Here is a 12,900-nt window from a genome sequence, read left to right as displayed (position 1 = left end):
CATCGCCTTGGTCAGCCTTTACCCAACCAACTAGCTAATCAAACGCAGGCCCCTCCACAGGCAACAAAAGCCTTTGACCCTCAGGTATCATGCGGTATTAGCACCAGTTTCCCAGTGTTATCCCCCACCCATGGATAGGTTCCTACGCGTTACTCACCCGTCCGCCACTAACCCCGAAAGGTTCGTGCGACTTGCATGTGTTAAGCATGCCGCCAGCGTTCGCTCTGAGCCAGGATCAAACTCTCAGGTTCAATCCAACCAAAACGCACATAGCAAATAAAGCATCTCTAATTCTTACATCAGAAATATATCAGCCATGACATCCTAGCGATAATCTACCACTAAAACGCCGCCAACATATCCCTTCCAGTCTCTCTTCAATTCTCAAAGATCACTACCAAACAACCCCAGAACTTCCGCCCCAGCGCCGCCGGTGAAGCGCCTTATACACTACACTCAAAAACCGTCAATCGATTCTAATCAAAAAAATCAATAAGTTCTAAATTTTTTCATCATGCACGGTCATAAGGGTGAGTTTTCTGCCAATACTGCGCTATATCAGCACGTGTTGTAATCCATACGTCAGAGAACTCTTGCAGATATGTCAGAAAGTTACGCACGGCCATAATACGCGCTGGCTTCCCCGATAGACGACAATGCAAACCTACCGACATCATTCGTCCCCCCTCCTCATAAAGCGTGTCGAACGCATCTCGCAGATAGCGAAAGAACTGATCGCCCTCCACAAAGCCATTTAAAGCCGCAAACTTCATATCGTTCGCATCTAGGGTATAAGGCACGATGAGCTGTGGGCGTCCGTAGCGGTTCTCGTAATAAGGGAGATCATCTGCATATGAATCCGCATCATAAAGAAAGCCTCCTTCCTCCACGACTAAACGGGCTGTGTTCGGGCTTGTCCGTCCTTGGTACCACCCCAAAGGGCGTTTTCCTGTAACTTCTGTGTGAATCTTAATCGCTTCATGCATATGCGCTCTTTCCACCTCAAGCGGCACATGCTGGTAATCAATCCATCGTAGCCCGTGTGTGGCAATCTCCCACTGACTTTCCTTCATGGCTGCAACAGCCTCAGGGTTTGTCTCTAACGCCCGCGCAACTCCGAAAACAGTTACAGGCGCTTTAAACGATTCAAAAAGCCGATGCAGACGCCAAAAACCAGCACGACTCCCATATTCATAAAGGCTTTCCATTTGCGCACATCGTGCCCCAAAGATCGGCTGTGTTCCTATCATCTCTGAGAGGAAAGCTTCAGAATGGCTATCGCCATGTACAACGGAATGCTCAGCCCCTTCCTCATAATTAATAACAAATTGCACAGCGATGCGCGCATTATGCGGCCAATGAGCTTCAGGGATGGACTGCCCATATCCAACAAAATCGCGTTGATATGTATCACTCATGGGATGCTCTCCTTTATCGCTTCTGTTTCTTCATGAATGCCCAGCGCGATTCCAAGCAGCGCGCGCGGCATCAATCCCAGCCCCCCGATTGATAGGAATGCCCTCCCCCGATAGGACGCTTTCAAAAGCCGCAAGCGTTAAAAGAACTTTTGATTTCTGTGCATTAATCCCCATAGCGCCAATACGCCATATCTTCCCCGTTAGAGGGCCAAAAGAAGAGACAATTTCTATCTCGAAGTCACGACGCATCAGTTCTTGAATGCGACGCGCCTCAATTCCCTCCGGCACATGCACACCCGTCACGTTATACATACGTGTTGTCTCATCCCCATAAACACGCATCCCCATGGCCTTTATACCTGCGATCATGGCTTCGCCAGCACGACGATGCCGTTCAATCCGTGCGTCGATCCCCTCTTCCACCACCAAACGCGCCACTTCACGCGCAGCATAGAGCATCGACGTTGCCTCAGTATGATGGTTCATCCTCTGAGGAGACCAATAATTCATCAACATCATAAGATCGAAATAATTAGACTGGATCACAGGCCCCTCTCCCTGGGGAGCTCCCGAGGCAATACCACCTTCATCATGGCGTCTTTCTTTAATCGCCGCCACTGCGCGATCTGATAAAGTGATCGGCGCTGATCCTGGTGGTCCAGCTAAACATTTCTGCAATCCCGCCGTTGCGACATCAATGTGCCACTCGTCTGTTTTGAAAGGCATCCCTCCTAACGTAGCAGTCGCATCAACATAAAAAAGCGCCTCATATTGCCGACATAAGGCACCAATCGCCTCAAGGGGTTGTGCCGTCGTCGTGGAGGTATCTCCATGCACCGCCGCGACAAGACGCGGTTTATGGAGGCGAAGAGCTTTTTCAACATCGGCAGGATCAACAACCTGCCCCCATGGGACATCCACACTATGAACAATCCCACCACAACGCGTCACAATTTCGCGCAGTAAGAGGCCAAAACGCCCGATATTAAGCACCACCACAACCATGCCCGGCGTCACAAGAGACACAAGCGCAGCTTCAATTGCTGACCGTGCCGACCCATTAATAAGAAAGGTCCAATGATTGGTTGTTTGAAAAACCTCCCGATACAGCGCCATGGTCTCATCCATATAGGCTGTCATCTCTGGGTCCATCTGCCCGATGACATCAGCCCCCATAGCGCGGAGTACGCGCGGATGAACATTCGCCGGACCGGCCCCCATCAATAACCGAGAAGGAGGATTAATCTCACACGTAGCAATAGTCATAATGCTGCAAACTCCTCAACAAACGTCATTAATGCTTGGTGAGCGGTCTCAACATCACACACGCGCACCGCTTCATCTGGATGATGGCTTAACCCGTTAGGGCTCCGAATAAAGAGCATGGATGTCGGGCACAAGGCAGCGAGCGCCATCGCATCATGCCCAGCGCCACTTAAAAGCTTTTGTGCCGGCCGCCCTGTCACCGTCTCAACAGCCTGTTCCATACAGCGCATTAAAATTGAATCACACGCTGACGCCGCGTAATATTGTGTTGCCTCAAACGAAATATCCAAATTGCGCCGCTTAGCACTTTCTCGACAACGAATTTGAATATCATGCGCCAACACATCCCGCTCTTCATCCGTTTCCGCACGGATATCAAGGGAGAACCAGACATCCTGAGCAATCACATTCGAGACATTAGGAGCAACCATCAGCTGGCCAACCGTAGCAACAGCATTCGAACGGCGCTGACTCGCACATTGCTCAACAAACCCAATCATTTCTGCTGCTCCAGCCAATGCATCCCGACGCTTCCCCATTGGGGTCGTCCCTGCATGCGATCCCTGACCACGCAAAACGACCCTTTGCTTTATTTGTGAAGCAATGGCCGTCACGACGGCAACAGCGCCGTCTTCTGCTTCAATGCATGGACCTTGCTCAATATGAGCTTCGATAAAGGCCAACACATCTTTCTTATGTCGTGCAGCCTCTGTCACTTTTTGAGGATCAAGGCCAAATGCCTCCATGGCCTGCGCAACACTCATTCCCCTCTCATCCGTAATGCCGTCGGGAACCGCCTCTAACGAGCCAGCCATTGCTCGTGAAGAAAACATCGGAGCGGGAAACCGTGACCCTTCTTCATCACCAAACCCAACAACCTCAATCGCAAAAGGATAGCGTTGTTGGCGATCTCGTAATGCTGCGACAACCTCGATCCCCAACATGACACCGAGAATACCGTCAAATGCCCCACCATTTTTAACCGTATCGAGATGTGAACCAATGACCAACGCCGGTGCATCACGATGCGTCGCTTCGTATCGGCCAATGATGCTTCCCATCGCATCATACCTTACCGTCATGCCCGCCTCTTCCATCCAGTGCGCAACCTGTTTTACGGCACGCCGATAGGCATCCCCGAGCCAGAAACGAAATAAGATCCCTTTGATTTCGCTAAATGAATCCTGCGCCAGGTAGTTGCATCGGTCCACCGCGCGTTTCCCATAATGCCCCATATGCGTCCTCCAACAGAATTACGTTCCTACATCTTTAAGGTATGATATTATATCGAATTCGAATCAAGTTGACCTCGCCCTCTACATGGCCTTTCATGAAAAGGACGAAAGAAGAAGGTCATCTTCATGCATACAGCCACAGCCCGCAAAGGACTTGTCTCCTCCCCTCATCACCTTGCAAGTCAAGCCGGATGTGATGTCCTCAAGGAAGGTGGAACAGCCATTGAAGCGACAATCGCAATAGCCTCAACACTTTCAGTGATCTATCCGCATATGACAGGATTAGGAGGCGATGGCTTTTGGTTAATCTTAACGCCCGACGGCAAAACACAAGCCATTGATGCCTGCGGTTGTTTGGCTCAACGAGTAACACTCGACTGGTATCAGAAAAAGCACGTCTCAGAAATTCCGTGGCGTGGCGGACTGGCCGCAAATACCGTTGCGGGAACTGTTTCTGGCTGGGAAGCCGCTTTGCGCTACAGCGAAATAATTCAACGCCCCTTACCACTACATCGCCTTTTACAGAATGCTCTTTACTATGCATCTCACGGACGCACAGTCTCACGCAGTGAAAGCGCAGTTCTTTGTGAGAAAAATGATGAATTACAGAACCCGCATTTCCGTAAATTTTTCTTCCCATCTGACGGCAGGACGCCTCTCCATGAAAATGAAACCGTTTGTTCTCCCGCCTTAGCGCACACATTTCACACACTGATAAAAAATGGCTTATCGAGTTTTTATGAAGGTGAACTTGCACGCTCTCTGGTTCACGATCTCCAACAAGCTGGCAGCCCCCTCATTGAAGAGGATTTCTTACAGCATAAAGCGACCTATAAAACGCCTCTCCACATAGAGAGTTCACACGGACAACTCTATAACACAGCACCGCCAACCCAAGGAGCGGCATCTTTATTGATCCTCGCACTTTTTGATCGTTTGAAAGACCATGTCCCCGTTGAAACTGCCGATTATCTTCATCTTCTCGTGGAGGCCACCAAACAAGCATTTATATATCGTAATCGTTTTATTGATGGGCATAGTGAGTCCGAAAATCACACACGCACACTCTTTGCGAGTTCAAAACAAATTGATCAAATAGGTTCTCAGATCAACCGCTATCAGGCCCTTCCATGGACAGCCCAAACCCAATGGGGCGATACGACATGGATGGGAGCGATTGATGGCAATGGTATGGCTGTCAGCATGATACAAAGCCTCTATTTTGAGTATGGTTCAGGCGTGCTCCTCCCACAAAGTGGAATCATCTGGCAAAATAGAGGGTCATCCTTCCGCCTTGCACCATCAGGGTGGAACGCACTCACTCCTGGCAGAAAACCATTCCACACCTTAAATCCCGCCGCGGCACGGCTCCATGATGGACGAACCCTTGTCTATGGAACCATGGGAGGAGAAGGACAGCCACAAACACAAGCAGCTTTGTTTACCCGTCATGTGCATTATGGTGTCCCCATCCAAGAAAGCATTAATCGGCCACGTTGGCTCCTTGGGCGTACATGGGGCAATGACAGCTTATCGCTTAAAATAGAGCCAGGGTTCTCGCCTGATATCCTCCATATACTTCAACAACGCGGCCATATCATTGAAGAGCTTCCTGCTCGTTCCTCACTCATGGGCCATGCTGGCATGCTCTCCCGTCATGCTCATGGTCTGCTTGAAGGCGGGTATGATCCACGCAGCGATGGTAGCGTTGCTGGATGGTAACCATTTCCAAAAAGGATAACGTTATGACAACACCCACAAAAAATGAGGTTACTCTTTTAGCCCACGCCAATAACCTCTCTCTTGATCCAGAATTTTACGATGGCGTGTGCTCCAATCTCCAATTGCTCCGCCATTACGCTCAGCTTGTCGAAGATATGCCGCTTCCTGATCGTATTGAACCTGCTTGTGAGTATACGCCATGACCTCTTCTTCAACGCTTCTCAGCCCCCGCGGTCTCTTGGCTGGTTCAACAGCATCCATTGCACAAGCTGTACGGTCCCAACAAATCTCTTCGTACGCTCTCATTCACTCTCTCCTGGAGCATATCCCCTCTCATGACACATCCCTAAACTGTGTCACACGCCTCCTCCACACACGTGCCCTCGCCCAGGCCCGCACTATTGATGAGACGATCAAAAATGGTCGCGATCCAGGCCCGCTTGCTGGTGTGCCATTTGGAATCAAAGAACTCTTTGACGTCAAAGGAGAAATAACCCGAGCCGGATCACGTATCCTTGCCAACGATCCACCCGCATCTCATGATGCCGCACTCGTCGAGCGCCTGATACAAGCTGGCGCAATTCCAATCGCCCTCACGAATATGGATGAATTCGCTTACGGATTTGCGACGGATAATGCTCATTATGGCATCACGCGTAATCCACATGATCCTGCCCGCCTCGCAGGTGGATCTTCCGGGGGATCGGCCGCAGGAATTGCTGCACATTTTTTCTCCCTCAGTATTGGCTCTGATACGAATGGCTCTATTCGCGTGCCAGCCTCTCTCTGTGGGGTCTGGGGTTTGCGCGCCACTCAAGGAACGCTCCCTACCCAAGGCAGTGTCCCTTTTGTCCATAGTCTTGATACCGTAGGCCCCTTTGCTGATAGCGCCATAGGATTACGCCTCTGCTTCGAAGCTCTTGCGCAAACGACCCTCTCTCTTCCATCACCAACAAAACTTCGTGTTGCACGCGCTGGAGGTTGGTTCGCTCGTAATGTATCACCCCCCATGGAAAAGGCACTGTCAGAGCTTGCTCATACACTCCATGCGGACCAAACCGTAACACTCCCCCATATTGACCGTGCACGTGCGGCCGCCTTTATCATAAGCGCTTCTGAAGGAGCCGGCTTGCATATCAAAACGTTACGCTCTCGCCCTCATGATTATGATCCTGCGGTAAGGGATCGCCTTCTTGCGGGGGCCTTATTACCTTCAACCGTTATTTATCAAGCTCACTGCCTCAGACGGTGGTTTCGTGAACAAATGCATCATGTTTTTAAAACAACCGATGTCATTATCGCCCCTGCCGTTGTCGGCCCGGCTCCTCGACTGGATCAACCCCTGATTATGGTTGACGGACAAACAGTCTCCGCACGAGCTAACCTTGGCCTCTATACCCAACCGCTGACACTTGCTGGCTTTCCTGTTCTGTCATTACCCATGAAAACAGATGGCCTTCCTTTAGGCGCCCAACTCATTGCCCCGCCAGGGCGAGAAGACCGTCTCTTCTCTCTTGCTGAGATGCTGGAAGAAAACGGTCATACACAACCCATTTTTCGGCATCACTAATCTACATTAATGAGCGGTGAGAAATGCTTTCTCAGCTCTCACTGCTCTTAATATTGGGGCGCCTTTTTAAAAGAAAATGAGCTGTAGATTAGAAAAGACAGCACGGCTCCAAAAAACCACGAAATCCCAGAATATGATGCAATCCCCATTAAAGACGGTATAATGTTCGCTAGAGCCACAGATATCAATAAGGTACTAACGGCATAAATATTCACGCCTTTATGATACCAAAATCTATTTTCTGGGGAGAGACTATAAAGATACTCTATCTCTATCTTTTTCTTCTTAATGAAGAAATAATCAGAGATGATAATACCATAAAACGGCCCGACAAAACTCCCTAGAACATCCAATGTCCAAGCCATAGCTTGCGGGCTACTATATAAATTCCACGGTGTAATAAAAATCGACAAACACGCAGCACCAATCCCTGCTGTTTTAAAACTCAATTTTGATGGCGCCATATTAGAAAAATCGAATGCAGCAGACACAAAATTCACAACGACATTAATCCCTGCCGTTACAATCATGAATGCAAGAATAGCAATAACGATCACGGTTAGATTATCTGTCCGTGCAACGGTCTCAACTGGATCTAAAACACGCACGCCAAAAGCAGGAACCGTCAGCACAATCGTCGTGACCACTAACGCGACAAATCCAAAAAAATTAACGGGCAATCCCCAAAAGTTTCCCTTCCGTAAATCAGATCTCTCTCGTGCATAACGAGCAAAATCACCAAAATTCAGCATAGGAGCTGAAAAATACGAAACGCTTAGTAAAAAGGTCGCAATGATAACATGAAGATGCGCCGTCCATGGCTGTGCAACTGCTGTAGAGCCAAAACAGCCATCCCACAAAGCATGAAATGCTTTTGATGACCCTACGTGATGGAAAAGATAGACATCCAGAGCCAGCATAACGACATAGATAAGCGGACCAGACCATTCCGCAAATTTTTTAATACCATCAATACCCCGCCAAAAAACAATGGCCTGAATCCCCCATAATGTCAGAAAAGCCCCCCACCCAAGAACGGACAAATGCGCAAAGCCATGCTGAGTGACATCAGCCCAACATCGTAAATTCGGCCAAAGTTTTAATATCAAAACGAGCAAGGCATTAGATGCTAACCATGTCTGGATTCCATACCAACATACCGCAATAACCCCTCGCACAAAGCCAGGAATTTGTGCGCCTCGCACACCAAAAGACACACGACACACAACTGGAAATGGAATCCCTAGTGCAAAACTTGGCTCCGCAATTAAATTACACAGGAATTGAACCGCCAAGATTCCAAGGGCTAAACCAACAACGACACTCCAGCCAACCACCCCCCCTGCAAATAATGACCCAATCGTTACATAAGTGCCAACACTATGGATATCCGACATCCAGAAAGACAGATAATCATACCACGTCCATGTACGCATAGGCGTTGGCAAGAGGGCTTCATTACAAAGGGAACGATCCCCTCGAGAAGGGTCTATCGTATAAAATTCCTGCATGATCAAAAACCCGTTCTAAACGTAACAATCGCGTAAAATCGACTAAGCGTATTGTAGGTCGGCGCAGCACCAGGAATCAGCGTCCCGCGCAATCCTCGGACACTCTGTGCATTCATTTTAACGCTGTTAATCGCCGAATAAGCTTTCGTATCTGCAAGATTATTAACCCAGAGCATAATCTCAGGCGATTTTAAGAAAGATAAATACTTGCCTATATAGGTATCTGGCAACAAACGAGCGCCAACTGTGAGATTTAACGTCGCGAGCTTTGGGAGATATTCATCATTCATAAAGGTTGAATATTGGCGTGAGAAATACGTTAAATCAAAATTCCAGAAAAATGGCCCATTGTCCCAGTCTAACCCAAAAGACACGGTCCATTTGGGCGCATTTGTCGAATGTTTTCCTTTCGTTGGTAGGAAATCATCTCCAACTCTCAGGTTATTGTTCAATATGGAATGAAGATACTGTGCTGAAACATATGGTCTAAAATTGAAAAATGGCCGCGTACCAATTTCAAAATCGACACCATCACTCGTTTGACCTCCGCCATTAATATTCTCGGCCACTTGTTGATTGCCTAAATACCCGTAGGTAGAGATTTGCCTATTTGTAAAATTGTAATGAAAATACGTTAAAGACCCCACAAATAATTTATCATTGTAACGAACACCGGCTTCTTCTGATATTGAATACTCATCTTTAACACGATTATTCCCCTTCGAAACAAAACTACCCGTATTCGGATTAATCGTCGAAATAAGATAACTATCCGGAGCCGCTTTTGCCCCTGTAGCAACCCCCGCGAAAACCTGCCAATTCCGCGTTAATTGATAATGACCACCAAGTTGTGGAAGAAGCTGAAGCTCATTACGCCCTAATTTATAAGGCAATCCAGGGATACGTTCTGTCGCATTGCGATTAATCATCACCACACGCATCCCTCCATCAAAGATCAAATGATCACGCAATAATTTAAGCGTATCTCCTGCAAAAAGAGCATGTGTTTTGGTAATATCGCTATAATTCGCCGTATAAAAAGGACGTCCATCAGGCATTCTTAAGGTTTTGCTGGTCCATCCATAAGGCGTGTAAGGAGAACCATCCTGATTAACGCCTGTATATCCATTTCTATTAGTTGAATTATCGTAATCAAACCAATATCCAAAATATGGATGATTCACACCAACATCCAAAGTAACCTTCGCAACAAACCCTCCTCTCATTTCATTGAGAGTCGAATATCCTTCCGCAAGTCCCGTGTTATGTCCTGGTAGCTGGCCGGGAATGATCATCCCTGTAATCAGTTGATTTCCATAATACACATTATTGTTGAGTTTCTGACCAGAACCATATGATTTATAATTATACGCTGTGTATGGCGTAATATCTAAATGGACATGTCCATAAGTGAATTTAGACGGCGCTAAAATATTATACGTACGCGAATGAAGCCAATTGAGCTTCCAGTAATCTGGATTTTGTTGTGATGGATTATAATATCTAGAAAGTTGATTTTTCCATCCTAAGGTATGCCAGTTCGCCATCGTCGTATTCCAATATGGCTCATTACCAGCAAGTCCCCGCATAAAACCGCCAATCAACGAAATACGATTGCCTTCATCCCATTCCTTCAGCACCTTAAAATCAACATGTTGGAAACTTTCATTCCCTGGCCCATGATAAAATGTATCATGCTGGTTAGAGACAGAAATAAATGATCGGATTCCTGAATGCCCGATCTCACCACTCTCTAACCTTAAAAATTCACGCGTATAATTGCTTGACCCAGCCCCTACATCAAAGGTTCCTCCAGCCTTTTTTGATGGATTACGACTTGTAAGATAGAACGCCCCACCTGAGGCATTCACAGCAGCTGTATCCAGATTGGCTGAACCAGGCTGCGCGGTAACAGTCCCAATATTTTCACTATCAACGACCCATGCTAGATCAAGGTTATAACCCCCTACGCTTGAAAGCGGCATTCCATCATATGTGTTCGCAATTTCATCTTGCGTTAAACCACGCATGCTTAAGGCCGATTTTTCATGTCCTGCTGGGTCCGTATTCGCTACAACAACACCCGGCATCATTTTTGCAAAATTATAAGCATTTTGAGCGGGAGCCTGCTTCGCAATATAATCTTGAGATACAGTACTCCGTGCTTTTGGTGCTATTTGCGGACGAATAAGCCCGCCTCCTGGAGCGCGTCGTGTCACACCATCAAAAACATGAGAACTTTGGACATGAATTGTCTCAGGAGAAGAATGTATTATGCCAGCACGGTTTCGATAAGAATGATGATGTTTAACTATTTTAGTCTCCGCCATAGAAGCGGACGTAGCCATTACCCCCAACACCCCTCCGGCGACAATGAAATAACCACGAAAAGAATAATGCGACTGCTTTGATGATTCGATACACTCCATTCGATCATCCTTTCATAAGGTGTTTAATTTTTTAATCGTAACGTTTTTATATGAAAATGATTCATAGAATGTGTCAATGAAGGTCATAATAAAATTTATCGAGAAGAATTTAATCTAAATAAAATAGTTAATTAATAATAAAACTATTTTATGGCGTTTTTTATCTAGATCATATTGAAATAGATCACGCTTTCCACGAAAGAACAATAGACTGGAACACACAGACACGCTGCTATCTCATCCTTCAATTCAGACAGTCCCGTTCCTGCCATTAAAATGGATGTCGCCTTTTTTTCTATAATGAGCCTCTGAGCCGCCTCTATAATCGGTTGGATAAGTTTATCTTTCTCTGACGATAAAGCGACCCCACCACTCTCTTCTGTTACCTCAACCCCAACAACGCCATCTGCAAGTTGTTCAGCCCTTAGGAATTCTTCGATCATCGCCTTCCAAGGCAACCCACCCGTCACGATACCGATTGCTGTTTCTTTTTGTTGGCAACCTTTTAAAGCGGCATAAGCCATACCCATAACGGGCAAGGTTGTCATTTCACGTAATGCTTTCACAGCGGGATCACCAAAACACGCCATGAGAATTTTATCATGAGGGCCCCACTTTAACGTTTCAAATAGTTTTAGAACGGCATATTCCGCCACAACATGAGAGACACGAGATGCAATGTAAGGCGCTCCAATCGTCGCTGTAACACCACGAACACGCCCCTGCCCCCATAACATGGAAGCCTTCTCGACAAGTCGCTCTGTTAAAAGGGCATTTGTATTCGGATTTAGAATCACAAGATTAGACATAAGGGACCATTCATCCTGTGGATATGATTAAGGGTATTAAGAGGTATAAGTTTTTGAGGGTAATTAAATTTTTTGCAAAAGGAAAACCCTCCGTAGATTATTGATCTATGGAGGGTTGAAGCATTTTAGATAGGGGTAAGCGAGGGGACCTGGCGGCGACCGACTTTTCCACCCGTCGAGGGGCAGTATCATAGGCGCTGGAGGTATTGACGGCCGAGTTCGGGATGGGATCGGGTTTAGAGCCTCCGCCATAGCCACCAGGTCTTCCCGCTTACCCGTATGTGTATGGGTGAGAGGGGTGCGGTTGGTGTGTAGAGTAATGTGACTGACTACTGTGCATGTGTTTTATGTGTGAGAGATATGGGCGATTAGGATCAGTTAGCTGAACGCGTTACCGCGCTTTTACACCTGACCTATCGACGTCCTGGTCTTGGACGGCCCTGTGAGACCTAGTTTTGAGGCTGGTTTCCCGCTTAGATGCTTTCAGCGGTTATCCATTCCATACTTAGCTACCCGGCTGTGCCACTGGCGTGACAACCGGTGCACCAGAGGTATGTTCATCCCGGTCCTCTCGTACTAGGGACAAATCCTCTCAAGTCTCTTACACCCACGGCAGATAGGGACCGAACTGTCTCACGACGTTCTAAACCCAGCTCACGTACCACTTTAATCGGCGAACAGCCGAACCCTTGGGACCTGCTCCAGCCCCAGGATGTGATGAGCCGACATCGAGGTGCCAAACCTCCCCGTCGATGTGGACTCTTGGGGGAGATCAGCCTGTTATCCCTAGAGTACCTTTTATCCGTTGAGCGATGGCCCGTCCACGTGGGACCACCGGATCACTATGGCCGACTTTCGTCTCTGCTCGAGCTGTCACTCTCGCAGTCAGGCGGGCTTATGCCATTGCACTCGACAGCCGGTTTCCGACCGGCCTGAGCCC

Annotated in this window: 9 protein-coding genes and 3 rRNA genes; 3 read left to right on the top strand and 9 right to left on the bottom strand. The window is 47.6% G+C overall.

The features are described from left to right. The 4 genes from GS501_RS01345 to GS501_RS01330 form a co-directional block, all read right to left on the bottom strand. Positions 1-251 (bottom strand): 16S ribosomal RNA (locus GS501_RS01345); the annotation flags it as partial. A 261-nt stretch (positions 252-512) separates the two neighbouring features. After that, positions 513-1,418, bottom strand: a complete 906-nt coding sequence (puuE, locus tag GS501_RS01340) for an allantoinase PuuE (protein ID WP_160830095.1) — start codon at positions 1,416-1,418, stop codon at positions 513-515. A gap of 30 nt (positions 1,419-1,448) precedes the next feature. Then, entirely contained in the window at positions 1,449-2,684 is a 1,236-nt protein-coding gene (locus tag GS501_RS01335) for an alanine--glyoxylate aminotransferase family protein (protein ID WP_160830094.1), read from the bottom strand. Continuing rightward, complete coding sequence (locus GS501_RS01330; protein ID WP_160830093.1) at positions 2,681-3,919, bottom strand: allantoate amidohydrolase; 1,239 nt, start codon at positions 3,917-3,919, stop codon at positions 2,681-2,683. The genes GS501_RS01335 and GS501_RS01330 overlap by 4 nt, the downstream gene beginning before the upstream one ends. A gap of 126 nt (positions 3,920-4,045) precedes the next feature. On the opposite strand from GS501_RS01330, the gene GS501_RS01325 reads away from it, so the two are divergent. Genes GS501_RS01325 through GS501_RS01315 form a run of 3 tightly spaced genes read left to right on the top strand, consistent with a single transcriptional unit; the run spans position 4,046 to position 7,211 of the window. After that, positions 4,046-5,641 (top strand): gamma-glutamyltransferase family protein, encoded by a 1,596-nt coding sequence (locus GS501_RS01325; protein WP_160830092.1) that lies wholly within the window; start codon positions 4,046-4,048, stop codon positions 5,639-5,641. A 23-nt stretch (positions 5,642-5,664) separates the two neighbouring features. Then, on the top strand, positions 5,665-5,844 hold the full coding sequence (locus tag GS501_RS01320; protein ID WP_160830091.1) for a DUF4089 domain-containing protein: 180 nt from the start codon (positions 5,665-5,667) through the stop codon (positions 5,842-5,844). Then, the gene (locus GS501_RS01315; RefSeq protein WP_160830090.1) at positions 5,841-7,211 is read left to right on the top strand and encodes an AtzE family amidohydrolase; all 1,371 of its coding nucleotides are present in this window, start codon (positions 5,841-5,843) and stop codon (positions 7,209-7,211) included. The genes GS501_RS01320 and GS501_RS01315 overlap by 4 nt, the downstream gene beginning before the upstream one ends. Positions 7,212-7,258: 47 nt before the next feature. Here GS501_RS01315 and GS501_RS01310 read toward each other — a convergent pair whose 3' ends face one another. The 5 genes from GS501_RS01310 to GS501_RS01290 form a co-directional block, all read right to left on the bottom strand. After that, positions 7,259-8,722: an NCS1 family nucleobase:cation symporter-1 gene (locus GS501_RS01310; RefSeq protein ID WP_160830089.1), complete on the bottom strand. Its 1,464-nt coding sequence runs from the start codon at positions 8,720-8,722 to the stop codon at positions 7,259-7,261. A gap of 2 nt (positions 8,723-8,724) precedes the next feature. Next, entirely contained in the window at positions 8,725-11,151 is a 2,427-nt protein-coding gene (locus GS501_RS01305; RefSeq protein ID WP_160830088.1) for a TonB-dependent receptor, read from the bottom strand. Between the two features lie 164 nt (positions 11,152-11,315). Next, on the bottom strand, positions 11,316-11,960 hold the full coding sequence (locus GS501_RS01300; protein ID WP_160830087.1) for an aspartate/glutamate racemase family protein: 645 nt from the start codon (positions 11,958-11,960) through the stop codon (positions 11,316-11,318). Between the two features lie 147 nt (positions 11,961-12,107). After that, positions 12,108-12,222, bottom strand: a 5S ribosomal RNA gene (gene rrf / locus GS501_RS01295). Between the two features lie 86 nt (positions 12,223-12,308). Then, a 23S ribosomal RNA gene (locus GS501_RS01290) occupies positions 12,309-12,900 on the bottom strand; the annotation flags it as partial.

It is taken from the genome of Saccharibacter sp. 17.LH.SD, from assembly GCF_009834805.1.
Classification (GTDB): Bacteria; Pseudomonadota; Alphaproteobacteria; order Acetobacterales; family Acetobacteraceae; genus Saccharibacter.
The sequence above is the reverse complement of the archived record's forward strand: the minus strand, read 5'-3'. Positions and strand labels throughout refer to the sequence as shown.

Bases quoted from the DNA above. Each gene is read 5' to 3' on its own strand.
- GS501_RS01305 (WP_160830088.1), bottom strand. From the start codon at position 11,151: ATGGAGTGTATCGAATCATCAAAGCAGTCGCATTATTCTTTTCGTGGT.
- GS501_RS01320 (WP_160830091.1), top strand. From the start codon at position 5,665: ATGACAACACCCACAAAAAATGAGGTTACTCTTTTAGCCCACGCCAAT.
- GS501_RS01325 (WP_160830092.1), top strand. From the start codon at position 4,046: ATGCATACAGCCACAGCCCGCAAAGGACTTGTCTCCTCCCCTCATCAC.
- GS501_RS01335 (WP_160830094.1), bottom strand. From the start codon at position 2,684: ATGACTATTGCTACGTGTGAGATTAATCCTCCTTCTCGGTTATTGATG.
- GS501_RS01310 (WP_160830089.1), bottom strand. From the start codon at position 8,722: ATGCAGGAATTTTATACGATAGACCCTTCTCGAGGGGATCGTTCCCTT.
- puuE (WP_160830095.1), bottom strand. From the start codon at position 1,418: ATGAGTGATACATATCAACGCGATTTTGTTGGATATGGGCAGTCCATC.
- GS501_RS01300 (WP_160830087.1), bottom strand. From the start codon at position 11,960: ATGTCTAATCTTGTGATTCTAAATCCGAATACAAATGCCCTTTTAACA.
- GS501_RS01315 (WP_160830090.1), top strand. From the start codon at position 5,841: ATGACCTCTTCTTCAACGCTTCTCAGCCCCCGCGGTCTCTTGGCTGGT.
- GS501_RS01330 (WP_160830093.1), bottom strand. From the start codon at position 3,919: ATGGGGCATTATGGGAAACGCGCGGTGGACCGATGCAACTACCTGGCG.